At 31.8% G+C, this 26,252-nt stretch carries 21 protein-coding genes and 1 pseudogene; 20 read left to right on the plus strand and 2 right to left on the minus strand.

What is annotated here, in order from left to right; all coding sequences use genetic code 11:
• Positions 1-8: 8 nt before the first annotated feature.
• The 11 genes and pseudogenes from celB to nagE all read left to right on the plus strand — a co-directional run bounded on the left by celB (position 9) and on the right by nagE (position 12,639).
• Positions 9-1,289, plus strand: coding sequence for a PTS cellobiose transporter subunit IIC (celB, locus tag CD135_RS02150; RefSeq protein ID WP_064211230.1), 1,281 nt, complete (start codon positions 9-11; stop codon positions 1,287-1,289).
• Between the two features lie 17 nt (positions 1,290-1,306).
• Complete coding sequence (locus CD135_RS02155) at positions 1,307-1,621, plus strand: PTS sugar transporter subunit IIA (protein WP_103268718.1); 315 nt, start codon at positions 1,307-1,309, stop codon at positions 1,619-1,621.
• Complete coding sequence (locus tag CD135_RS02160; RefSeq protein WP_103268719.1) at positions 1,618-3,000, plus strand: glycoside hydrolase family 1 protein; 1,383 nt, start codon at positions 1,618-1,620, stop codon at positions 2,998-3,000. Before CD135_RS02155 ends, CD135_RS02160 begins: the two co-directional genes overlap by 4 nt.
• Positions 3,001-3,037: 37 nt before the next feature.
• The gene (locus tag CD135_RS02165; RefSeq protein ID WP_103268720.1) at positions 3,038-4,915 is read left to right on the plus strand and encodes a BglG family transcription antiterminator; all 1,878 of its coding nucleotides are present in this window, start codon (positions 3,038-3,040) and stop codon (positions 4,913-4,915) included.
• Positions 4,916-5,087: 172 nt separating this feature from the next.
• Positions 5,088-5,723, plus strand: coding sequence for a TetR/AcrR family transcriptional regulator (locus CD135_RS02170; RefSeq protein WP_016999347.1), 636 nt, complete (start codon positions 5,088-5,090; stop codon positions 5,721-5,723).
• 6 nt (positions 5,724-5,729) lie between these two features.
• Positions 5,730-6,626 (plus strand): ABC transporter ATP-binding protein, encoded by an 897-nt coding sequence (locus tag CD135_RS02175; RefSeq protein WP_016999348.1) that lies wholly within the window; start codon positions 5,730-5,732, stop codon positions 6,624-6,626.
• A 2-nt stretch (positions 6,627-6,628) separates the two neighbouring features.
• On the plus strand, positions 6,629-8,221 hold the full coding sequence (locus tag CD135_RS02180) for an ABC transporter permease (protein ID WP_103268721.1): 1,593 nt from the start codon (positions 6,629-6,631) through the stop codon (positions 8,219-8,221).
• 14 nt (positions 8,222-8,235) lie between these two features.
• Positions 8,236-8,823, plus strand: a complete 588-nt coding sequence (locus CD135_RS02185) for a hypothetical protein (protein ID WP_016999350.1) — start codon at positions 8,236-8,238, stop codon at positions 8,821-8,823.
• A 69-nt stretch (positions 8,824-8,892) separates the two neighbouring features.
• On the plus strand, positions 8,893-9,246 hold the full coding sequence (locus tag CD135_RS02190; RefSeq protein ID WP_103268722.1) for a zinc ribbon domain-containing protein YjdM: 354 nt from the start codon (positions 8,893-8,895) through the stop codon (positions 9,244-9,246).
• A gap of 224 nt (positions 9,247-9,470) precedes the next feature.
• Positions 9,471-10,852: pseudogene (locus tag CD135_RS02195) on the plus strand (MDR family MFS transporter).
• Between the two features lie 299 nt (positions 10,853-11,151).
• Positions 11,152-12,639: an N-acetylglucosamine-specific PTS transporter subunit IIBC gene (nagE, locus tag CD135_RS02200; protein WP_103268723.1), complete on the plus strand. Its 1,488-nt coding sequence runs from the start codon at positions 11,152-11,154 to the stop codon at positions 12,637-12,639.
• Between the two features lie 52 nt (positions 12,640-12,691).
• Here nagE and CD135_RS02205 read toward each other — a convergent pair whose 3' ends face one another.
• On the minus strand, positions 12,692-13,645 hold the full coding sequence (locus tag CD135_RS02205; protein ID WP_016999354.1) for a 2-hydroxyacid dehydrogenase family protein: 954 nt from the start codon (positions 13,643-13,645) through the stop codon (positions 12,692-12,694).
• A 46-nt stretch (positions 13,646-13,691) separates the two neighbouring features.
• Positions 13,692-14,453, minus strand: a complete 762-nt coding sequence (locus CD135_RS02210; protein ID WP_016999355.1) for a MurR/RpiR family transcriptional regulator — start codon at positions 14,451-14,453, stop codon at positions 13,692-13,694.
• A gap of 151 nt (positions 14,454-14,604) precedes the next feature.
• Between CD135_RS02210 and CD135_RS02215 the strand changes: the two genes are divergently transcribed.
• From CD135_RS02215 to CD135_RS02255, 9 genes are all read left to right on the plus strand, one after another.
• Positions 14,605-16,179: an alpha-glucoside-specific PTS transporter subunit IIBC gene (locus tag CD135_RS02215; RefSeq protein WP_016999356.1), complete on the plus strand. Its 1,575-nt coding sequence runs from the start codon at positions 14,605-14,607 to the stop codon at positions 16,177-16,179.
• A 21-nt stretch (positions 16,180-16,200) separates the two neighbouring features.
• A complete protein-coding gene (locus CD135_RS02220) occupies positions 16,201-17,526 on the plus strand; it encodes a 6-phospho-alpha-glucosidase (RefSeq protein WP_103268724.1) in 1,326 nt (441 codons plus the stop codon).
• A gap of 924 nt (positions 17,527-18,450) precedes the next feature.
• The gene (locus CD135_RS02225; protein ID WP_017001096.1) at positions 18,451-19,176 is read left to right on the plus strand and encodes a GTP pyrophosphokinase; all 726 of its coding nucleotides are present in this window, start codon (positions 18,451-18,453) and stop codon (positions 19,174-19,176) included.
• Between the two features lie 181 nt (positions 19,177-19,357).
• A complete protein-coding gene (locus tag CD135_RS02230) occupies positions 19,358-20,434 on the plus strand; it encodes a M42 family metallopeptidase (protein ID WP_103268725.1) in 1,077 nt (358 codons plus the stop codon).
• A gap of 309 nt (positions 20,435-20,743) precedes the next feature.
• Positions 20,744-21,754 (plus strand): Delta(5) desaturase DesA, encoded by a 1,011-nt coding sequence (gene desA / locus CD135_RS02235; RefSeq protein WP_026023741.1) that lies wholly within the window; start codon positions 20,744-20,746, stop codon positions 21,752-21,754.
• A 209-nt stretch (positions 21,755-21,963) separates the two neighbouring features.
• Positions 21,964-23,910 carry a BglG family transcription antiterminator gene (locus CD135_RS02240; RefSeq protein WP_338133589.1) on the plus strand — a complete coding sequence of 649 codons (1,947 nt, stop codon included), beginning with the start codon at positions 21,964-21,966 and terminating at the stop codon, positions 23,908-23,910.
• 2 nt (positions 23,911-23,912) lie between these two features.
• The gene (locus CD135_RS02245; protein ID WP_103268727.1) at positions 23,913-24,353 is read left to right on the plus strand and encodes a PTS sugar transporter subunit IIA; all 441 of its coding nucleotides are present in this window, start codon (positions 23,913-23,915) and stop codon (positions 24,351-24,353) included.
• A gap of 1 nt (position 24,354) precedes the next feature.
• Complete coding sequence (locus CD135_RS02250) at positions 24,355-24,639, plus strand: PTS sugar transporter subunit IIB (RefSeq protein WP_017001091.1); 285 nt, start codon at positions 24,355-24,357, stop codon at positions 24,637-24,639.
• 21 nt (positions 24,640-24,660) lie between these two features.
• Complete coding sequence (locus CD135_RS02255; protein WP_103268728.1) at positions 24,661-26,022, plus strand: PTS ascorbate transporter subunit IIC; 1,362 nt, start codon at positions 24,661-24,663, stop codon at positions 26,020-26,022.
• Positions 26,023-26,252: the final 230 nt, after the last annotated feature.

Consider the following 26,252-nt stretch of genomic DNA (forward strand, 5'->3'; position numbering starts at 1 on the left):
TGATAAATATGCAAAATACATTTATGGAGAAATTGGAAGATGTCTTATTGCCAATAGCAGACAAATTAAACAACAATAAATACTTAGCATCATTAAGAGATGGCTTTATGGTAGCACTGCCATTGATTATATTCGGGTCTATATTTATTGTAATAGCAAACTTTCCATTTTTAGATAAAATACTTTCAGAAAGCCAGTTTACAGCTTGGCAAAATGCTATAAGTCCAGCTTCGGACGCGACGCTCTCGATTATGGGATTATTCGTGATTATAGGAATAGGTTATAAATTAACCCAGCGGAATGAGTTAGAAGGTATTTATGGAGCAGTAACAGCTTTAAGTGCTGTTTTAATACTAACACCACAAGTTGTAGGTAAAACAGAAGGAGTTATACCTACAGAAATACTAGGAGCTAAAGGTATGTTCCTAGGTATAATTGTTTCGATTATTAGTGCCGAACTGTATAGTTACTTCACTAAAAAAGATATAACAATAAAAATGCCGAACGGTGTGCCGGATCAAGTAGCGAAATCGTTTAGTGCATTATTACCTGTTGCCTTTACTTTAACGATATTCGTAGTACTTAAAATTGTAGTAGCTTTAACACCGTTCGAAACGTTACAAAATTTAATTTATACAATAGTGCAAGAACCATTAACTGCTTTAGGAAGAGGGTTACCAGCAACAATTGTAGCAGTACTATTCATTCAAGTATTCTGGTTCTTCGGTTTACATGGACAAATTATTGTAAATACAGTTTTCGATCCAATTTGGTATTCATTAAATAATGAGAACCTTGCAGCATTTAAACAAGGTGTAGAACTACCGAACATCATTACTAAACAGTTTATTGATACATTTTTAGTAGGCATGGGAGGTACTGGTGGAACTTTAGCAGTCGTACTTGGTATTTATCTACTTTGTAGAAGTAAACAAAATAAAGAAATAGCTAAATTAGGTACGCCAGCTTCTATATTTAACGTAAATGAACCGATTTTATTTGGTTTACCTATCATTATGAACCCTTTAGTTATTTTACCTTGGATTTTATCACCAGTTATCATAACGATTGTAAGTTATACATCAATGTACTTAGGACTAGTACCGAAACCATCCGGTGTAATCGTACCATGGACTACACCAATATTTATTAGTGGTTATTTAGCTACAGGTAACTCGTGGCAAGGTGCGATGTTACAGCTAGTGAATTTAGTCATAACATTTGTTATCTGGTGGCCATTCTTAAAATTATTAGATAAAAACTATTTAAGACAAGAAAAAGAAAATTAAAATATGGAGGAAAATTTATGACAGTTTCAATTAACGAAAAGGCATTTCAAATAATATTATATGGTGGGAATGGTCGCTCAAGTGCAATGGAAGCTATCCAATGTGCTAAAGAAAGAAACTTTAAAGAAGCAGAAATGCGTATTTCAGAGGCTGAAAAAGAAATAAATAAAGCTCATAAATTTCAAACAGAATTATTACAAGATGAAGCTAATGGTGAAAGTAGTGAGTTGAATTTATTGCTTATCCATTCTCAAGATCACTTAATGAACGCTATAACAGTAAAAGATTTAGCAAATGAAATGGTAGATTTATATAAGGAGATGAAATCATGACAAAATATATATTTCCAAATGATTTTTGGTGGGGTAGTGCAGCAAGCGCAACTCAAACAGAAGGAACAGATTCAATTAAGGATAAAACAATTTGGGATAAGTGGTATGAAGAAGAACCAAATCGCTTTTTTAACAATGTAGGTCCTAATACAACTTCAGACTTTTATAACAGATATAAAGAAGATATTAAGTTAATGAAAGAAACGGGACATAATTCATTTAGACTTTCAATTTCATGGACTAGATTAATCAACCAAGATACTAACGAAGTAAATGATGCTGCTGTTCAATTCTATAATGATGTGATTAATGAATTGAAAGCTTATAATATCGAACCATTTGTTAACTTATATCATTTTGATATGCCTTATAAAAAGCAAGAACAAGGTGGATTTGAATCATTAAATGTCGTTAATGATTACGTGAATTACGCTGTGAAATGTTTTGAATTGTTTGGTGATCGCGTTAAATATTGGTTCACATTCAATGAACCAATCGTTCCAGTAGAAGGGGGATATTTATACGATTTCCATTATCCTAATATTGTAGATGCCAAACGAGGTTTCCAAGTAGCATTTAATACGGTTCTAGCTAATGCTAAAGTAATAAAAGCTTTCAAAGAAAATGATTTTCAAGGTAAAATCGGCATTATTTTAAACTTAACGCCTTCTTATCCAAGAAGTCAAAATGAAGCGGATTTAAAAGCAGCTAAAATTGCTGATTTATTCTTTAATAAGAGTTTCTTAGATCCTGTAACAAAAGGGAAATACCCAGCAGAATTAATCGATATATTAAAGGAACATGATTTAGTTCCTCATTATCAACAAGAAGACTTAGCATTAATAGAGCAGTATACAATCGACTTGTTAGGTGTTAACTATTATCAGCCTAGAAGAGTAAAAGCTAGAGATACAATGCCTAATTTTGAAGCACCATTTTTACCAGAATATTATTTCGATAATTATGAAATGCCTGGCCGAAAAATGAACCCTTACAGAGGATGGGAGATTTACCCTAAAGGTATATACGATATTATGGTTAACCTTAAAGAAAACTATAACAATATTGAAAGCTTTATATCTGAAAATGGCATGGGTGTTGAGAATGAAAAACGCTTCATCGAAAATGGTGAAATCAATGATGTATATAGAATCGACTTTGTAAAATCACATTTGATATGGTTAAATAAAGCAATACAAGAGGGTGCAAATTGTACGGGATATCACATGTGGACATTCATGGATAATTGGTCTTGGATGAATGCCTATAAAAATAGATATGGCTTTGTATCAGTAAATATAGAAAATGGTGAAAGAACAATCAAACAAAGTGGGAAATGGTTTAAGGAATTAGCTTCAAGTAATGAAATAATTGACTAATATGAGGTAAAAATAGAGTATATTAGGAGAGAATATGATGCAAATCAGACATCTCAACATCGTGAAAATATTGTATCAACATCAAAAGGAATATATTACGAGCAATGCAATCGCTAAATTATTAGGTTTGTCTTCAAAAACAATTAGAACCCAAATAAAAGAAATAAATGAAGAAAGTGAAGCTTTTGGATTTCTTATTCAAACTAAGAAGTCCAAAGGCTATAATCTTTTTATTATAGATGAGGGTTTATTTAATTATTTCTTAAATGAAAGATATTTAAAAGATGAAAACTTAAATTTTAACAATCAAGATAGTAGAATACGATTTATTATGAGAAAACTATTGCTCTCTAATGATTATACAAAAATAGAATCTTTAAGTGAAAATATGTTTGTAAGTACGGGAACACTTAAAAATGATATGAATGAAATTAGGCAAATATTAAACAAATATGAAATTGAAATTGTCAGCCGTCCAAACTATGGTATGAAAATTATAGGCAAAGAATTTCAAATAAGGTATGCAATAGCAGAATTTCTATTAAATAATCAGCAAAGTGATATTGGTTTTTCAGAACAAGATACATCTAGTGTCAAAAACCAGCTTGTTAAACTATTAAAAATTTATAACATAGAAATTCCTGAAGTGAAATTAGATAATTTAGTGACACATATTAATATTGCAGTCGTGAGAATGAGAAATAATTCAATGATCGAACAGAAATTTCAAATAGAAGAACAACCTTTATCTACTGAATTAAAACATTTCTTTGATGATATGGTTCATTTTATTGAAGAACGTTTTAATTTAATACTACCCAAAAAAGAAATAGAGTATTTATATATTCATTTTGTTTCTACTGGAATAATGAATGAAGTTTCGAATATTCCAAGAAATGAAGAAGTAGATAAAATGATTCAACACATGCTTGATAATGTACAACGTGTTTTCTATTTAGATTTGCAATCAGATGAAGCTTTAAAAGAAAATATATACCTCCACCTATTAACATCTATAAACAGATATAAATATAAGATGAATATAAGAAATCCTATGTTAGAAGAAATTAAACAAAATTATCCTTTTGCATTTGATATTGGAGTTGTAGCAAGTAAAATGATTGAAAAAGATTTGAAAGTCCAAGTTTCTGAAAGTGAGATAGGTTACTTAGCATTACATTTTGAAATGGCTTTAAATAGAAATAACATAGACGAGAAGAAATTAAATATCATACTTGTATGTAATTCTGGGTTAACGAGTTCACAACTCATTAAATATAAATTGATACAGAATTTTGGTAATCAGATTCAAATCACTGAAATCATTGAATTATATAATATCGAAAAGGCTAACATTAATAAAGCTGATATCATTATTTCAACTGTGCCTATCAACTATGATATTAATATACCGATTTTGTATGTTAGCCCCATTCTTTCACAAAATAATATCAATATGATTCAACGTTACATTGATTTAAAACCTTTAGATAATAAAGAACAATTAATAAAAATGCTAGAATTAAATAAAGATTTCAATAACAAAGAAGACGTTTTGAATTATTTGAATGAGTATTTAACAGATCAAAATTTAATAGAAGAAGGGTTTTTACAAAGTATTATTGAAAGAGAAAAATATGCTTCTACTGCTTATGGAAATTTAGTAGCAATTCCTCATCCAGTAATGCCATTAGCTAAACAATCATTTGTATTTATGATGACAATGAAAAAGCCAATAGCATGGGATGATAAAGAAGTACAAATTATATTTTGCCTAGGATTAAAAAAGAATACGACTATTAATTTGGAGAAGGTCTACCAAAACTTAACAGATATTATCAATGATTATAGTAGTGTGCTTAAATTGCTTGAATCCAATAATGACAAAGAATTTTGGAAGTACTTTTCTTTTTAATGTATTAATTAAAGGATTATAAGAATTATTTTTGGAGTGGGACAGAAATCTTGTTTTGTTAAAAGGTTTCATAGTCTTGCTCTCATTTTTTACTTAAAATTTGACCACTCTGGTCGAAAGTTGTATGATGTAGTCGACCGAAGTGGTCTAATGAAATTGAGAAGGTGTTTATATGAGTGATACTTTTTATAATTTAGATAAAGCAAAAAGGCAGAAAATCATAAATGCTAGCCTTTTAGAGTTTGCTAGTCATGGTTTTAGTCGTAGTTCAACAAATCGTATTGTTCAAGAAGCGGGCATTGGTAAAGGTATGCTCTTTTATTATTTTGAGAATAAGGCTGGATTATTTAAGTTTTTAGTCGATTATTGTTTAGAGTTTATTGAGCGTTATTATTTTGAACAAATAGATATGGATGAGAAGGATATATTTAAACGCTTAGTACACCAAACGAGGATAAAGTCGGATTTATTTACAATGCATCCTAGCATGTCTCAATTTTTATCAAAAGTAGTTATTGATAAAGATAATTTTCAACACATCACGGAAGGACAAAAAGAGTATATCGTAAATTTACAGAACAAGGTTCAGTCTCAATTATTTGATGATATAGATACATCATTATTTAGAGATGACTTGGATGTTAATCAATCTGTTAAAATAATTCAATTTTCAATTGCAGGTTTATCTGAATCTATTATGGCTAGGGTAACGGATGAAATGATTAATTCGAATGACTACAGTATTTTTTACGAAGAATTTGATGCGTATATAAATGAAATGAGAAAAATATTCTATAAAGGATCGTGAATAGTTATGACTTTGTTAAAGATAAATAATATTACAAAATCATTTGGTAAGTTTCAAGCATTAAAAGGCGTTGATTTTACAGTTGAAGAAGGAGAAATATTTGGTTTTATCGGTCCAAATGGTTCAGGGAAATCTACGACAATTAAAGCCATTTTAGGTATGCTAAAGACAAACTCCGGTTCTATAGAGGTATTTGGTAAGGACGCTTGGAAAGATGCCGTAACGATTCATAGTGATATCGCTTATGTACCTGGTGACGTGAACTTATGGCCTAATTTAACAGGTGGTGAAGTCATAGATTTATTTTTAAAATTGAGTGGCACATATGATGTGAAGAAAAGGGATGAATTGATTAAAAAATTTGATTTAGACCCTACGAAAAAATGCGGTTCTTATTCTAAAGGTAATCGTCAAAAAGTCGCGCTTATTTCAGCTTTTACTACAGATGCTAAATTACTTATTTTAGATGAACCAACTTCAGGGCTAGATCCACTTATGGAACAAGTCTTTCAAGAATGTGTATTAGAAAAGAAAAAAGAAGGTAAAAGTGTGTTACTTTCCAGTCATATATTGAGTGAAGTAGAACAATTATGTGATCGCGTAGGTATCATTAGAAAAGGCGAAATTGTAGAAATGGGCACATTAGACGATTTAAGACATTTAACAAGAATGCACTTTGTTGTTCAATCTAAAGAGCGATTGGATGGATTGAAAGAACAAAGAGGTATTCACGATGTAGTGATTGAAGATGGTGTATACCATTTTCAAGTTGACTCAGAATGTGTTTCTGAAGTAATTAAATATTTAAGCCAATTTGAATTGTTGAAATTAGAAAGCATGCCTCCAACATTAGAAGATTTATTTATGAGACATTATGGCGAAGATATTGAAAGAGGTGAGTAATCATGCATAATCTCTTTAATGGTTTAGGGAAATTAACAGCATTTTATTTAAAGACAAATAAATGGAAAATATTATTTTGGGTAATTGGTATAGTTGCATTAACGCTTATTATACCTCCGACTTTTGAAAGTATGTATCCTAATAAATCTGATATGCAACCAATTGTAGAAACTTCTCAAAACCCTGCGATGGAAGCTATGTTAGGTCCAGGTAAGTTTGAACATGTATCAGTAGGTGTGTTATTTACTCATGAAATGCTTTTATTTACAGGCATACTTGTAGCGATTATGAGTATATTACTTGTCGCAAAAGATACAAGAGGAGATGAATCTACTGGTAGAATTGAAATGATTAGAGCACTTCCAATAGGTAAGATGTCACCTTTAATTAGCTCAATGATGAACATGATTATTGTGAACTTAGCGATAGGAATATTAATAACGATAACACTACCGCTATTAAATATTGAAAGTATCGATGTGAAAAGTTCATTGTTGTACGGTTTATCGCTAAGTATGATTGGTATACTTTTTGGTTTGATAGCAACATTGTTTGCTCAACTTGTTGAAACAACTAGTAATGTAACAGGACTAAGCATCTCAGTATTACTATTAAGTTATTTAATACGTGCAATAGGAGATGTATTAAACGATAGTATTTCGATGATCTCGCCTTTAGGATGGCTAACGCGTACATTTGCCTTTTCAGAAAACAATTGGTGGCCGTTAGTGCTCATGTTTATTGTCGGTATAATATTAATTATGATTTCAATGTATCTATACCTTAATAGAGATTTAGAATCTGGATTGTTGCCATCTAAACCAGGTAATAAATATGCTAAAAAATATTGGTTATCGCCAATTAGCATGCAAATCAAATTATATAAAGTCGGAATTATTTCCTGGGCAATTGGTATGTTTATATTTGGTGCCTCATACGGCTCGGTCTTTGGTGAAATGGACGACTTTATTAGTGATAATGAAATGCTTAAGAAAATGCTAGCGGGTAGTGGAGATAACTATATTGAGTCATTTTTACCTACATTAATGGTTATTATGGCAATTGTTGCTACAATACCGGCTATTATGAGCCTTTATAAAATTAAAAACGAGATCAATACGCAAAGAATTGAAAATATATTTGCAAAACCTGTTTCAAGAACGTATTATTTTTCGGGTTTTATAGTTATAAGCTTAATAAATGCTGTTATGATGATTTTCTTGGCATCATTAGGTATGTATATTGCTCAAGCATCTGTCTTAGATAATCCATTTACTTTTTGGACAATGATTAAGTCAGGCATTGTTTATATACCTGCAATTATCACATTTGTAGGTATAGGTGTACTTCTAATAGGATGGTTAAATAAAGGGCATTTCATTGTTTATTTATATTTAGGTTATACATTCTTTGTAGTATATCTTGGACAATTATTAGATGTTAAAGAATGGTTGAAAAATTTAACACCATTTCAACATATACCAGAAATTCCTGTAGATAAAATGGATTATATGGGTATAAGTGTATTAATAGTTATTTCTATCATTATGATTATTGTCGGTTTGATTGGCTTTAGAAGAAAAGATATTTCTTAAAGGGGATGTTAACTATGACAACTTTACCTCAAATAGGTAAGCCTGCCTCAAGAGCATTGAATGAGATTAATATTTCAACGTTGGAACAAGTTTCAAAATTAGATGAACTAAATTTATCAAAACTTCATGGTGTTGGACCTAAGGCAATTAATATTTTAAAAGATGCATTGAAAGATAAAGGCATGTCTTTTAGCAATATAGATGAAGATTTAAGAAAATTAAAATTTACCGTAATTGGTGATTTGAAATGTGATAATGCTCCTAAAAGGAAAATTATGAGAGATTTATTGATTGCTACTACTGTAGGGGATGAAAGTACAATTAACGAGTTACTAACTGATGATTTTATCTGGCATGTTCCTGGTGAATTCGATTTATACGGAAAAGACAATTTTATACAAGAAATAAAAAAGCATTTACAAAAAGTTTCGAGTTTAGAAGTTAAGACGATGCTTTCACATGGAAAAGAAGGTTCTACGCATGGGACGATAATTAACACAACGGGAGAGAAAGTATACTTTGCTGATATGTACACTTTCGAAAATCATAAAAAAGATGCACGGATAAACACTATTACTTCATATATTGTGATGAAACCGTAAAATTAAGAGCTTTATTATTAGGAATGTGGTAAATTATAGATGAATTATCAAATTTTCGGAGGTTTATAGATGGAAGCGATTTTACCTAATTGTCCTGAGTGTGAATCAGAATATACTTATGAAGATAGAGGGCTTTACATTTGCCCGATGTGTAACTTTGAGTGGACAGCTAATGATGAGAACACAAATGAAGAAGAAAATGTAATTAAAGATGTTAATGGTGTTGTACTGAATGATGGAGACACTGTTACAGTAGTAAAAGATTTAAAAGTCAAAGGTTCTTCAACTGCAATTAAACAAGGTACAAAAGTCAAAGGTATTAAGTTAGTTGAACCTGAAGATGGCCATGATATTGATTGTAAAATACCAGGCTTTGGCCAAATTGGACTGAAGTCTTCAGTTGTTAAAAAAGTAAATAAATAATAAATAAATAATAAATAAATTATAAAACATGTACTCCCTTAAAGCAGACACTAAAATGTGAAAGCTTTAAAGGGAGTATTTTTTATAGAAAAGTATAATAGGCATCCGTCTTATTAAATTTGCTTATAAATGTTAAGATTATATTATTCGATAAATCGTTACTTATACGATCAAAATCTTTTAGATGAAATAAAGAAATGATTTTAAAAGAAGGAGAAAATTATATGGCTAAAGGCGAAAATTCAATATTTATTAAGAATCTCCCTTTATTTATTGTGCTTTTATCGGGAGCTTTTATTACGATTTTAAATCAAACTTTGTTGGGAACCGCGTTGCCCTCCATTATGAAGGATTTACAAATCAATGAAAGTACTGTGCAGTGGTTGCAATCAATTTTTATGTTAGTTAACGGATAATGATTCCTATCACTGCTTTTTTAATTGAACGTTATACTTCTAGACAACTATTTCTAACAGCAATGAGTTTGTTCACATTAGGGACGCTTATATATGCGGTAGGACCTAACTTTGCTGTGTTATTAATAGGGCGTGTATTACAGGCATCTGGTGCGGGGATTATGATGCCATTGATGCAGACAATTTTATTCCTATTATTCCCTACTGAAAAAAGAGGTACAGCAATGGGGCTATTTGGCTTAGTAATTGCATTTGCACCTGCTATAGGATCTACTTTATCAGGTGTATTAATAGAACACTTCCCTTGGAGAAGCGTGTTTTATGTAATCTTACCAATCGCAGTATTTAATATTATTTTTGCTTACTTTTTATTAGTTAACGTAACCGAATTAACTAAACCTAAGTTAGATAAACTATCAGTCATTTTATCTAACTTAGGATTCGGTGGTTTATTATATGCGTTTAGTATTGTAAGTGAAATAGGATGGGCGAACGCTACTTTCATTATTATACTTATCTTAAGTGCAATAACGATGTTTATTTTTGTAAGAAGACAATTAAAACTAGAAAGACCTTTATTAGAATTTAGAGTCTTTTCTTATCCTGTTTTTACACTTGGAACAGTTTTAAGTATGTTTGTTTTTGCGGCAATGATAGCTACAAATATCATATTACCGTTATATATGCAGAATATGTTGCACTTTTCAGCGTTACAATCAGGACTCGTTTTATTACCTGGCGCTATATTAATGGGGGCGATGAACCCAGTTACTGGATATTTATTTGATAAGTTTGGAGGGAAATGGCTTGCTCGTATTGGACTATTCTTATTAATTTTAACGACATTGCCATTTACACAATTAACTTCAGACACTAGCTTTACATTCTTGTCAGTTGTTAACATGTTCCGTATGTTAACAATCGCAATGGTTATGATGCCTATGACAACTTTATCAATCAACCAGTTACCTAAGCACCTTATACCTCATGGAACTGCAATGAACAATACATTCAGACAAATGGCAGGCTCAATAGGAACGGCTTTATTTATAACAATAATGACATTATTTGCAATACCTAGCGAAGGCATATCAGGGTTGATACACGGCGTTAATATATCCTTTGTAGTTGCTGTTATTATTACAGGCTTAGCATTTGTACTATCTCTCAAATTGAAAGATGAAAAGTAAATGTTAGCTAATTAAAATTTAAAAATCTACTATCTATATGAAGAACCAGTCCGAGGACATTTATATATGTTCCAGACTGGTTTTTTTATTTATAAAATTGTTAGATGTGCTAAATACAGATTATTCAAATGAACTATAAATTTAAAATAATAATAACCTTTAATGTTTCGAATTAATAATAAAAAATTATTTTTTAAAAGTATTTATACAACAATTTTTTTATGTACATATAATTAAAATTGTGGTACATATGGTATAGTAGTACGAGAAAAAAATAGCTTTATTAAGGGGAGAAAAGTATGAAGGCTTATATGCAAAAATTTGCACAGTCCCTCATGTTACCAATTTCAATATTACCTGTAGCAGGTCTGTTACTAGGTATAGCATCATTTATTGATTCTGGTGCAATTAATGGGGAAGGAAACAGCGTTGCTAACTTCTTAGCAAGTGGAGGATTAGCAGTTATTGATAGTTTACCGATTCTATTTGCAGTCGGTTTAGCTTTCGGGATGTCAAAAGATAAAAACGGGGCAGCTGCATTAAGTGGGCTTGTATCATTTTTAGTCGTGACAAATGTTTTAAGTACGGAATCGATGGCTAAGACGTTACATATAGCCGAAGGAAAAGTAGATTTAGCTTTCGGAGATATAAGTAATGTGTTTGTCGGTATTATTTGTGGTTTAGTTACAGCAGCTATATACAATAGATTTAAAGATACTAAATTACCAACAGCATTCGCGTTCTTTAGTGGTAAACGTTTAGTACCAATTTTATCTGCAGCAACGATGTTGGTTATCTCAGTAGCGTTAATGTTTATATGGCCACCAGTATATAATTCACTTATTATGTTCGGTGAATTTATTTCTAAATTAGGACCAACAGGAGCAGGGTTATATGGGTTCTTTAACCGCTTATTATTACCGTTTGGTTTACACCATGCTTTAAACCAAGTGTTCTGGTTTGATATAGCAGGTATTAATGATATTGCCAACTTCTGGTCAAGTAATGGAGAACAAGGTATTACTGGGCGTTATCAAGCAGGCCTATTCCCAATTATGATGTTCGGTTTACCGGCAGCAGCATTAGCAATTTGGAAAAATGCTGAAAAAAGAAATAAAAAAGTAGTAGGTTCATTAATGTTAGCAGCAGGGCTTGCTTCATTTATAACGGGTATTACAGAACCACTTGAATTTTCATTCTTAGTTGCAGCGCCGTTATTATTCGGTATTCATGCAGTACTAACAGGTATTTCACTATTTATCGCAGCAACATTCCAATGGACAGCAGGATTTACATTTAGTGCAGGATTGATTGATTACTTGTTAAGTTTAAGTATTCCAATAGCAAATAAACCAATCATGTTGTTAGTATTAGGACTTGTTATGGGAGTTATATACTTCTTAGTATTTGATTTTGCGATAAGAATATTCAACTTAAAAACGCCAGGTAGAGACGGTCTGATGGAAGAAGCGGTTAAACAAGATCCAAGCTTAGCAGAAAACGGGGAAGGTTTACTAGGCAAAGATGGCGACTTGAATGTATCTAATAAAACAAAATTAATTTATGAAGCAATTGGTGGTAAAGATAACATTGAAGCTATTGACCACTGTGCAACAAGATTAAGATTGACGTTAAATGATACAGGAATCGTAGATCAAGAAAAAATTAAAAAATCTGGTGCATTAGGCAATAAAATAATCAGTGATAAGAATATACAAATCATTATAGGTACAGATGTACAATTTACAGCAGATGAACTGATGCAAATGGAACAAGAGGATAGATAAATATAAAAACAGCCATTCGTTTAATCAACGAATGGCTGTTTTTTATTGGTTTTTAGTTCACAATATAATCAGGCTCTTCGCCATTTAATTTTTTGATTGTATTGTTTGCGACGATTTCTGCCATCATATCTCTGGCTTCGAAAGTTGCGTTACCAATGTGTGGTGTTAACACAACATTGTCCATAGATTTAAGTTCGTCTGTGATTTCAGGCTCGAATTCATATACGTCTAATGCAGCACCTTCAATTTCTTTATTATTTAATGCATCTACTAAAGCTTTTTCATCTACTATTGGGCCACGTGATGCGTTGATAAGATACGCTTTTTCTTTCATTTTTTTGAACGTTTCTTTATTAAATAAATGATGTAAATCATCAGAATATGCTGCGTTCAATGTGATGAAATCGGATTGTTCTAATAGTTCATCTAGACTAACATAAGACGCCCCTAGAGCTTCCTCTTGTTCTGGTTTTCTGTTTGGTCCAGTATATATAATGTTCATGTCAAATCCCTTGGCACGTCTAGCTACAGCTGAACCTATTTCTCCTAGGCCAACTATACCGATAGTCTTACCGGAGACTTCTCGACCTCTAAAGAATAAAGGCGCCCAACCATTAAAGCCTGTTGTGCGACAAAGTTTATCTCCTTCTACAATTCTTCTCGAAGCTGCAAGTAAAATACCAATCGTTAAATCAGCAGTTGCATTTGTTGAAGCTTTTGGAGTATTTGTAACATCAATACCTTTTTCTCTTGCATATTTCACATCGATATTGTTAAAGCCAGCTCCGTAATTAGCAATGAATTTTAAGTTCTCAGCTTGATCAATTACTTCTTTATCTATATTAGTAGAAAGTGGACTGATAATTGCATCAGCATCTTTTACATTTTCAAGTAATTCTTCTTTAGTAATTAATTTTTCACCTTTGAAAACAGACACTTCGAAATGTTCTTTTAATAAATTTAAACCTTCAGTAGGTATTTCCCCTGTTATAAAAACTTTTGCCATAATATTTTACCTCCTAAAAATCTATCCATATCTAATATATCATATATTAGTCTATACCCTGATGTAGCTGTTTCCATTCACTATACTTTCGAACAATTATTTCAAAAGCTATATGGTAAGGAAGAAAGCTTGAATATGATATTTGGTTAAACAATTGTATTGGAGAACTATTAACATAAATATTGTATTTAGCATTTTGCGCTAAGAAGTTATCTTTTAATGTTGTAATAGAAATATACTGTATGTTTCGTGTATGCATAATCTCAATGTTTTGTTTAAGGTGCGCTGTATCACCAGATAAAGAAATGATAAACAGTAGGTCGTTCTCATCCATTTGATCCATCGCTATTTTTAATTCATTTTCATCATTGATGACCATTACTCGTTTATTAATAGATAGAAAATGACGTTGAGCTTCTCTTGCAGCATTTAATTGTGCAATACCAGTACCATATATATAGATGAAAGGCGCCTTATCAATTTGCTCACTTATAAAATCATAATCAATCATCTTCAAGTGTTTAAATGTTTGTTGTAAATCTTGTTCTAAACTATCTATTATATCAGTTGAAACTGTTGTGAATTCTCTGTTCAGTTTAATATATGCCTTGAAATCACTGTAACCATCAAAACCGAGTTTACGTGACAGTCTATGAATAGAGGAAATAGAAGTATGTGAAATATCAGCTAATTCCTGGATTTTCAAACGATGTATAAGATTAATGTTTTGATTCATCGTTTGTATGATGTGTATGTCATTATCATTTAATTGTTGATAGTATTTATTGACGAGTTTATCCAAAATCATAATGCAACCTCCAGTTAGTGTGAAAAAATTTTCAATACATGAAAATATAATCTAAGTTTACTATGTGATTTCTATTTACGTCAAACCTATTGGAAATTGTAAGCGCTTCCTATAGTCTAAAGGTAATCAATGATACAAAAGGGGTGTTGGTATGAACGCAATCAAACGATTTGGTAGTGCGATGATAGTACCTGTATTACTATTTGCGTTTTTCGGGATAGTTGTAGGGTTAGCAACTTTATTTAAAAATCCAGATATAATGGGCTCTATAGCAGACGAAAGTACGATGTGGTTTAAAATATGGAGTTTAATTGAAGCAGGCGGTTGGACTATATTTGATCATATGGAACTTGCATTTGTAATTGGGCTACCGATTTCACTAGCGAAAAAGGCGCAAGGTAGAGCGACGCTAGCAGCTTTAATGATTTACTTAGTATTCAATAATTACATTAATGCGATTTTAACGTTATGGCCAAAGACATTCGGTGTCGATTTATCTAAAGGCGTTGAGAATTTAACAGGTGTTAAAGAAATAGCTGGAATACCAACTTTAGATACAAGTATTATCGGAGCAATTTTTATTTCAGCAATTGTTATTTGGATACATAACCGTTTTTACGATAAAAAATTACCGGAAATGGTCGGTATATTCCAAGGGTTACCTTTTGTTGTAATGATAGGATTCTTCGTTATGATTCCACTAGCATTTATTGTTTGTACTGTTTGGCCAACTGTTCAAGACGGTATTGCTTCATTACAAGGCGTCATGGTGAAATCAGGATTTGTAGGTGTATGGTTGTTCCATTTCTTAGAAAGAATTTTAATACCTACAGGCCTACATCATTTTATTTATACACCATTTGAATACGGCCCAGCTGTAGTAGATGGGGGATTAAAACCTTATTGGATAAAGCATTTATCTGACTTCTCTAGCTCAGCAAAATCGTTAAAAGAAGCTTATCCATACGGCTTCTTATTACAAGGAAACATTAAAATGTTCGGTTGTTTAGGTATTGCATTAGCGATGTATGCTTCGACACCAAAAGAAAACAAGAAAAAAGTTTTAGCATTAGTATTACCAGCAGGATTAACAGCTGTATTTGCAGGTATAACTGAACCACTAGAGTTCACATTCTTATTTATTGCACCGTACTTATTCTTAATTCATGCATTGTTAGGTGCAACAATGGTAACAATCATGTATTTATTTGGTGTAGTTGGTATTCAAGGCGGAGGTGCTATTGAAATCGCGGCCATAAACTGGATACCGTTATTCTCAAGTCACGGCAATACGTATATTGCCCAATTTATAATTGGTATTATTTTTGTAGTCATTTACTTCTTCGTATTTAAGTTTATTATTGAAAAATTCAACGTACCATTACCTGGACGTGTTCCGGAAGATGGAGATGCTAAATTATATACGAAAGAAGATTATAAAGCGAAACAAGGAAATGGTGATAATGTTCCTAGTGACGCATCAGAATATGATACAAAAGCAATTTATTATTTAGAAGGTTTAGGTGGAAAAGATAACATTAAAGATGTTACGAATTGTGCCACAAGGTTAAGGGTGACTGTTAATGATCCAAGTCTTGTGAAAGATAATGATTATTTCACACATAACCAAATGGCTCACGGCGTAGCTAAGAGCGGTACTAACGTACAAGTAATTGTCGGTTTAAGCGTTCCTCAAATCAGAGATTCATTTGAAACAATGATATAAAAATAAATGGAGGTTGTTATGATGAAAAAGTTTAATATATCAATAGCAGGTGGCGGTAGTACATTTACGCCTGGAATCATACTTATGTTGTTAGATCATTTAGAGGATTTTCCAATTGATACAATCAAATTATATGATAATGATGGGGAAAGACAACAAACGATAGCAGATGCCTGTGAAATACTACTTAAAGAACGCGCTGCAGAAGTAAAATTATTAGCGAGCACAGATCCAAAAGTAGCTTTTGAGAACGTTGATTTTGTAATGGCACATATACGTGTAGGTAAGTATGCGATGAGAGAGCAAGATGAAAAGATTCCATTAAGACATGGCGTAGTAGGACAAGAAACTTGTGGGCCGGGCGGAATAGCTTATGGTATGCGCTCAATAACAGGCGTCTTAGAAATTATCGACTATATGGAAAAATATTCACCAGATGCATGGATGCTTAACTATTCAAATCCCGCTGCAATTGTTGCTGAAGCAACACGTAAATTACGACCTAACTCTAAAATATTAAATATATGTGATATGCCTATCGGAATTGAAGAGTTAATGGCTAGTAATATAGGATTATCTTCAAGAAAAGAAATGGTCGTAAAATATTATGGTTTAAATCATTTTGGTTGGTGGACAGATATAAGAGATACATCAGGTAAAGACTTGATGCCTAAAATTATTAAACATGTAGAACAACACGGTTATGCAACTGATACAGGTAGCGATATGGAAAAAGAAGCAAGTTGGAGTGATACATTTAAAAAAGCACGAGACGTACAAGCAATAGATAAAGATACATTGCCAAATACTTACTTAAAATATTATTTATACCCAGATTACGAAGTAGCACATTCAAATAAAGAATATACAAGAGCAAATGAAGTGATGGCAGGAAGAGAAAAATTTGTATTTACAGAATGTGAAAATATCATCAATAAAGGTACAGCAGAAGGAACAGAATTAACGATAGATGAACATGCGTCTTACATCGTTGATTTAGCTAGAGCAATCGCATTCAATACGAAAGAAAGAATGTTAATGATTGTTGAGAATAAAGGCGCAATATCAAACTTTGAACCTACAGCAATGGTTGAAATACCATGTTTAGTGGGTAGCGAAGGACCAGAACCATTATCAGTAGGTGAGATTCCTAGATTCCAGAAAAGTTTAATGGAACAACAAGTAGGCGTAGAAAAACTTACAGTAGAAGCATACGAAGAACAATCTTATCAAAAATTATGGCAAGCACTTACTTTATCGCGAACAATACCAAGCGCTAAAGTTGCTAAAGATATATTAGATGATCTAATAGAAGCAAACAAAGGATATTGGCCAGATTTGAAATAGAATAGAGTAGGTACAAATTTGATTTAAAATAAATCCTCCAACCCGCTGGAAATAGAAGTGGGTTGGAGGGTTTTTGGTTAATTAAAATTTATTACTGACTATTATGAGTAGTTGTATCTTTATCTAATATATTGTTTTCATATAATAAATAATATGTTGCAGCTGACCAACTAAAGTTTTTAGTACTGATTCCTTGATGAATCAAGAGATTTGAAAATGTATACTAGCAAATATTACTTAATCCCATTTGCAATTAGATTAAGGATAAAAAAACATCACTTCGAAAATTATAAAATAAGTATGAAATGATTAAAAAAGCAATCGTTTTAGGAGTGAGTATATCTGTGTCTTTTGAAAGTGCATGCTTGCCTGGGGTATGGCTCGAGCCTGTAGTGTAGTCTCTCACACATACAATTCGCCGGGCGTCAGAACTTTCAAATCAAGAAGAATCCTGGTCTAACGAGCTTGTTTAAACTCACAAACCCGTTAGAAAATGTAACGAGCTTGTCTATAGTTTCTTGCACGTTAGAGCACTTTTTCATATTTGTTTTAGGGTAAAATTACATTGAAATCATGAATTATATCGCGCTAACGAGCTTGTCTATAGTTTCTTGCACGTTAGAGCACTTTTTCATATTTGTTTAGGATAAAATTACATTGAAATCATGAATTATGTCGTGCTAACGTGCTTGTTTAAACTCACAAGCCTGTTAGAAAATGTAACGTGCAAGAGTAAAATATCTAGCCTGTTAGAGTCATAGAGAATCCTTCTTCGTCATTTTCCATCTTGGCTTTCTTAGTCTGGCTGTTGTCCTACGCATTATTACCTAAACTCAGCCTCTCATTCTTTGATGTAAAATTTTTAAATGATATAATTAATAGTAAGAAAATATATTTTTATTTAAAAATATAAGGAGAATATCTATGTATATAGAAAGAAAACCATCAATTAATTTAACTGAGTTGAAAAAAGAGTTCACAAATCATTTGAATGAAATTGAGAGGCCTCAAACGACGGAACAAGCGATGGAAGAGTTATTTAATTTTGTGGAATTGCAACATACTTACGCTTCGGCTTTAGAAGAAATTGGTACAAAGCTCAAAATTTTAGATGATGAATTTCAGGTAGCTTACAAACATAATCCTATCCATCATATGGAAAAAAGGGTTAAAGAATTCCCAAGTGTAGTCAAAAAGTTAAAGAGAAAAGGTTTTCCATTGAACGCAAAGTCAGCTCGCGATAATTTACAAGATATAGCGGGTATTCGTGTAGTGTGCAATTATTTAGAAGATGTTTATACGATTGAACAGTTGCTACTAAGACAAGAAGATATTAAATTATTAAAAAGAAAAGATTACATTAATAATCCTAAGCCAAATGGTTATAAAAGTTTGCATTTAGTAGTTTCTATACCAGTATTTTTAGCTGAAAGGGTAGAAGTGACGCCAGTGGAAATTCAAATTAGAACTATCGGTATGGATATGTGGGCAAGTTTAGAACATAAGCTTAGATACAAAAACACACATATTTCAACAGAACAATACCAAGACAAACTAAAAGAATGTTCAGCTGAAATTACTAATGTCGAAAGAAAAATGCAAGAAATGAACAATGAAATTTATAAGAGTACATTTATTGAAACAGAATAATTATATGGATTAATACACCTCAAAGTTAGATGAGAAATTTAACATTGGGGTGTATTTTATTATTCAGAAAATAATTTGTTAAAAAAACTGAAAAATCAATCAAATCAATCCTTCTCATAACACTTTTGTTAAAGAGAATGATAAAATAGAAATGTTGAAAAAATATTAAGGGGGAAGTAAAATGGCTGATTCAGTAAAATTATTAAAAACATTAACAGACATTAATGGCATTTCTGGATATGAATACAATGTTAAATCTAAAATGCGCGAGTATTTAGAACCGCTTAGTGATGAAATTGTAGAAGATAATTTAGGTGGTATTTTCGGGAAGAAGAAAGCTAAAGATGGATCTAAAACAATTTTAATCGCAGGTCATTTAGACGAAATTGGATTTATGGTAACACGTATCGATGACGATGGTTATATTAAGTTTACACCAATCGGTGGTTGGTGGAACCAAGTTATGTTATCTCAAAAAGTGACTGTCACTACAGATGATGGTAAAGAATTAAGAGGTATTATTGGATCTAAACCACCTCACGTATTAAGTCCCGAAGAACGCAAAAAGCCAGTAGAAATTAAAGATATGTTCATCGACTTAGGCGTAGGTGATAAAGAAGCGGTTGAAAAATTAGGCGTTGAAATAGGTAATATGGTAACGCCTTATTCAGAATTTGAAGAGCTAGGTGATGGAAACTATTTAACAGCAAAAGCATTTGATAACCGTTTTGGATGTGCTTTAAGTGTTGATGTATTAAATGAACTAAAAAATGATGAATTAGGTATTAACCTTGTTTCAGGTGCAACTGTACAAGAAGAAGTAGGTTTACGTGGAGCAAAAGTAGCAGCTAACAAAATTAAACCAGACTTATCAATCGCAGTAGACGTAGGTATTGCTTACGATACACCTGGAATGAAGGGTCAAGATCATGATACGAAGTTAGGTAATGGACCACTTGTATTATTAATGGATGGTTCAAATATCGGTCATGTTGGCTTTAGAAAATTCATTAAAAATGTAGCTAAAGAGAAAAATATAGACGTACAATGGGATAACATTACTGGCGGAGGAACAGACGCAGGTAGTATCCATGTTGCAAACGAAGGCACACCAACTATCTCAATTGGTGTACCATTACGTTATATGCACTCTAACGTTTCTGTACTTCATAAAGAAGATTACTTAAATGCTGTGAAGCTTGTTGCAGAAATTGTTAAAGCATTAAATGACGATACTGTAAAAGATATCATGTGGTAACAGAACAAAAAATAAATAATGACTTTTAACATAAAAGGATTTCATCATTAGTAGTAAAACTAGTGAGAAATCCTTTTTATTTATAACCGAAATCCTTTAACAACAGCTTCTACATCTACTATTATGACTAAGTGCTAAATTATTATTAAAATAAAACAATTTTTTGTATTAATATTTTTTTAATTTTAAATGGCTATTGTTTGTAAACCTTGATATTATGATTTATTATAAGAACTAGAGATGGAAGTGCTTAGCTCTTTAAAGTAGTTCCTATTCTTATATTTATTGAATAAAGGGACGTGGAAAAATATCGAAAAAGAAAAGAAGAAGTTGCTTCGCAAAATGGTCAAACCGTTTGAAAACAACAATCTAAAGAAAAGTACTATTCAAATTATAAATACAATAATACCACTTGTATTATTGGTAACTGGCGGATTTTTAAGTTATCAATTACATTGGTCGTTATCGATATTATGTGGTGTGTTAGCTTCAGGATTTTTAATTAGAACATTTATAATTTTCCATGATTGCTGTCATGGATCGTTCTTAAGTAAGAAAAAGAACAACGATTTATTAGGGAATATAACTGGTCTTATGACATTTTTCCCTTATGAAAAATGGCGTAGAGAACATATCATTCACCATACAAGCAGTGGTAATTTAGAAAAACGTGGTATTGGTGATATTTGGGTAATGACAATTGAAGAATATCGTGATGCTTCTAAATTTACTCAATTTAAATATCGTATGTATAGACATCCGTTTGTAATGTTTATATTAGGACCAATATTCTTGATGCTTATTTCAAATAGAATGAATGCTAAAGATGCTAAACCTAAGGAAAAGCGCAATACTTGGATGCATAATATTGTATTGCTTTTATTCTACGTTGGAATGTTCTTCTTAGTTGGAGCAGTTCCATTTATGCTCGTTTTATTACCAATGTTATTTATTGCAGGTATGATGGGTATTTGGTTATTTTACATTCAACATACATTTGAAGATGCATATTTTGAAGAATCATCTGAATGGGATTATGTTAAAGCAGCGATTGAAGGTAGTTCATTCTATAAATTACCTAAAGTCTTTCAATGGATGACAGGTAATATTGGTTACCATCATGTCCATCATTTAAGCCCAAGAATACCAAACTATCAATTAGAACAAGCACACGAGAAGACACCACCATTACAACACGCGACGACAATCACGATTAAAGATAGTCTAGAATCTTTGAAATATAAATTATACGACGAAAAAAATAAATGTTTTATTACATTTAGAGAGTATACACGTCGTTTTAAAACTAAACATGTATAATAATTGAAATCGAATAATATATTCCAGCCTGTCGATAAAGTATAAACTTTGTCGGCAGGTTTTTTGTTTAATTATTACAAATATCTAAATTACGTTTAATATTTTTACTTGCTTTGATGTGAAATGTTTCGGATTATTAAACGAAGAAGTTTACACATCTAAAAGTATCGGTAAACGCTTACAATATAACTAGGGAGGTCATTTGATTGTTGAGTGAACGTCAAAGAAATATCGTATCTCATTTATCACCCGTTAAAGATTTTATAACGATTACTGAATTAGCATCTTTATTCCAAGTTTCAGAACGCACAATTCAATATGATTTGGAATATATTGAATCTTTTGCAGACCAATTAAAAATTAAAATCGAACGCAGTAAGAGTTTAGGTGTAAAAATTACATCTCAAGACGAAACTAGTTTTTTATCTGAGTCTAACGTAGAAATGGATGTACATTTTTCTAAAATTGAACGAAAAGAACAAATCATATTGAGGTTGTTTGAATCTTCTAAACCTATTAATTCTCAAACATTCGCGGATATTTTAAACGTATCTAGAAGAACAGTAGTAGAAGATTTGAAATCTGTACAGGAATGGCTAGGTAAATATTCATTACTTCTAGAATATAAGAAAAATAAAGGTTTTATAATCGAAGGTAATGAAAAAAACTTGAGAGAAGCATACGCAAATATCGTAAGCGAGTATTTTAGAAAAGCTACGCCTCACATCGGTATGAAAAACTTTTCTAAAGAAGATTTAGAAAAAATAAGACGGACTGTAATCAATATTTTAAATGAAGAAGATTTTCATCTTGTACAAGTAGGAATCGATGGATTGATATATCACATAATAATAGCTATTCATCGGGCTAAGGAACAGTATATGTTTGAAATACCAGATGAAGAATACGAACGTTTGAGACAAACTGATGTATTTGAAATTGCGATCAAAATTACTCAGCAATTAGAAGAAATATTCCCAATTAAGTTTCCTAAAAGTGAAGCAGCTTTTATTACATTACATTTATTAGGCGCTCGTGTTACTTCTTACCATGAGTATCAAGAACACAAAAATATAACTCAAATCTCAAAATTATTCATCCAAAAAGTAAGTGCACAAATAGGTATACCCCTAATTCATGATCATAAGCTAATGACTGGTTTAATCACACATTTACAACCCGCAATTCATAGAATGACATTTAACATGGCACATTCTAATCCTTTAAAAGGGGAAATCATTGATGAATATCAAGAATTATTTCACGCGGTAAAACAACAAATATACGTATTAGAGAATCCTTTTCATATAGAATTTAGCGATGATGAAGTAGCTTATCTTGTATTACATTTTGCTTCTTCTATTGAACGGTTATCTAGTGAACAAACAACACAAATTAAGGTCATATTATTATGTGGTTCAGGTGTTGGCACTTCACAATTATTAAAAAGTCGTATAAAAAATATTTATCCTGAATTTGAAATTTTAGACGCTTTTTCTATCTATGAGATTACTGAAAAAATTCTACAGTCCCGTGGTGTGGATTATATTCTGTCTACTGTACCTGTCGAAGATTTCTCTGTTCCGACGATAGAAGTATCTCCTTTTCTTAACAGAGAAGATAGAGAGCGATTAAATCAACTGATTAATGACTTTAGGGAAAGGTACGTTTCAAGCTATAAAATTATAGGTCCAACTTTAGAAGATGTACTTCCTTTCAATCATATTCAAACTAATGTCATAGGTAAAAGCAGAGATGACGCTATAAAAGAGAGTGTAAAAGTATTAATAGATGAAGGGCATGTAAATGCAGCTTATGCAGGTGACATTATAAAGCATTTAGATAAATTTGGTCCTTACATGGTCATTGGCCCTAATATTGCGTTACTACATTCGAACTTTGAAAATGTAAATGTCCCTGTAAGTATGTCTATAATGCATTTTAAAAATGGTGTTACTTTTGGTCACGATAGATATGATCCAGTTAAAATTATTATTATTTTAGCAACTAGTCAAGCGCAAATACATTTAAATGCATTAGGGCAACTTAGTCATTTAATAATGGATGAAGAAAAAAGAAAAGAACTACTAAATGGAAATAAAGAAAAAATTATAGAGCTCATTCATTCTGTTAGTCATAGTAAGGAGGAAATATAAACGTGACAGATTTTATTAAGGAAGAACATATCCTTTTAAGACAGAAGGTTAACAGTTGGGAAGAAAGTATACAACTAGCTTCTAAACCTTTGTTAGATGAAGGGTATTTCACTCAAAAATATGTAGAGTCTATGATAGATAGCGTGCATGAAATGGGGCCTTATATTGTTATAGCTCCTGAAGTAGCTATTGCGCACTCAAGACCGGGCGACAATGTTGAAAAAGTAGGTCTAAGTCTATTGAAATTAGACGAACACATTAATTTTTCTGAAGATGGACATTATGCATCACTAATATTTGTCTTGAGCGCTGTTGATAATGAAGCCCATCTTGATATTTTAAGACAATTAGCAACTAAACTAAGTGATAAAAAAAGAATAAATAGATTAATAGAAGCAAAAAATTCTGAAGAAATAATAAATATATTTAAGGAGAATGATTAATATGAAAATTTTAGTAGTATGTGGACACGGTTTAGGAAGTAGTTTTATGGTTGAAATGAATGCACAAGAAGCTCTGAGAAATTTACAAGCACCATCAGATGTAGAGGTAGAGCACAGCGATATTATGACAGCTAGTCCTGATATGGCAGATTTATTTATATGCGGAAGAGATTTAGAAGAAAACGCGCAAAGATTAGGTGAAGTTGTTGTATTAGATAACATATTAGATAAAGAAGAATTACAAAATAAATTAAGCGAAAAATTAACTGAAATGAATATTATTTAACTATAAAGGGGTGAGGGCATTATGAATTCAATATTAGGATTTATTGTAGATGTTTTGAGTCAGCCCGCTATTCTAGTAGCGCTTATAGCGTTCATAGGTTTGATTGTTCAGAAAAAATCAGGAGCAGATATTACATCTGGAACAATTAAAACGATATTAGGCTTTTTAGTATTAAGTGCAGGGGCAGACGTTGTAACTCAATCATTAGAACCATTCGGTAAGATGTTCCAAGAAGCATTTGGCGTTCAAGGGGTGGTGCCAAATAATGAAGCGATTATATCTATAGCATTAAAAGATTACGGGACTACAGCCGCTTTAATCATGATGTTCGGTATGGTCGTAAATATACTTATAGCAAGGTTCACAAACTTAAAATATATTTTCTTAACAGGTCACCATACATTTTATATGGCTGCATTTTTAGCAATATTATTAACAGTAGGTAATATTACAGGTACTTTAACAGTTGTTATGGGTTCTATTATATTAGGATTAATCATGGCAATACTTCCAGCACTTGGCCAATCTACAATGAAAAAAAATACTAAATCTGATCAAGTCGCTATCGGTCACTTTGGAACGGTGAGTTACTGGGCAGCTGGAGAAATAGGTAAATTATTTTCTGGGAAATCTAAATCAACTGAAGATATTAAATTTCCAAAAGGTTTAAGTTTTCTTAGAGAAAGTACAATTAGTATTTCATTAACGATGATTGTCTTATATATTATTGCAGCGCTATTTGCAGGTCCACAATATGTACACGCTGAACTAAGTGACGGTCAAAACTTTATTGTGTTCTCGGTTATTCAAGGTGTAACTTTTGCTGCAGGTGTATTTATTATCTTAACAGGTGTACGTTTGATTTTGGCTGAAATTGTACCTGCTTTCAAAGGTATATCAGAGAAATTAGTGCCAAATACTAAACCAGCATTAGATTGTCCTATCGTATTTCCATATGCTCAAAACGCTGTGTTGATAGGATTTTTCGTTAGTTTTATAACTGGTGTAATCGGAATGCTTATTATGTTCTTAATCGGTGGAGTAGTTATACTGCCAGGAGTTGTACCACATTTCTTCTTAGGAGCTACAGCAGGTGTATTTGGTAACGCAAGAGGAGGTATAAAAGGAGCAGTTGCAGGGTCAGCATTGAATGGTATTTTAATTACATTTTTACCATTGCTATTCATACCATTTATGGGAGATCTAGGAGCAGCTTCCACAACATTCTCAGATACTGATTTCTTAGCAGTAGGAATTGTAGTCGGATATATTACTAAGTTCTTAGGCATTGCTGGCGTTATTGCATTAGTAATTATCATTGGTTTATTAGGTGTACTATTGCAAAGACGAGCTAATAATAAACTGTCTGAAGAAAAATCATAAATATATCGCTTTATTTGATATATCATAGAGGCTGGGACATAAATACATGTCTCAGCCTCATTTATTATAATGGCAGTAGCTGACTGGATTGAAAATGCGCTTATATCAAGCTTTTTCCAATCCTAGTCATCCTTTCCGGGGTGGGACTACGAAATCTATTTATTAAAATGAGATTTCTGTCCCACTCCCTTTTTGTATTGAATTAGAATGGAATTAAATTTTTTATAAAA

Source organism: Mammaliicoccus lentus (genome assembly GCF_002902755.1).
Classification (GTDB): domain Bacteria; phylum Bacillota; class Bacilli; order Staphylococcales; family Staphylococcaceae; genus Mammaliicoccus; species Mammaliicoccus lentus.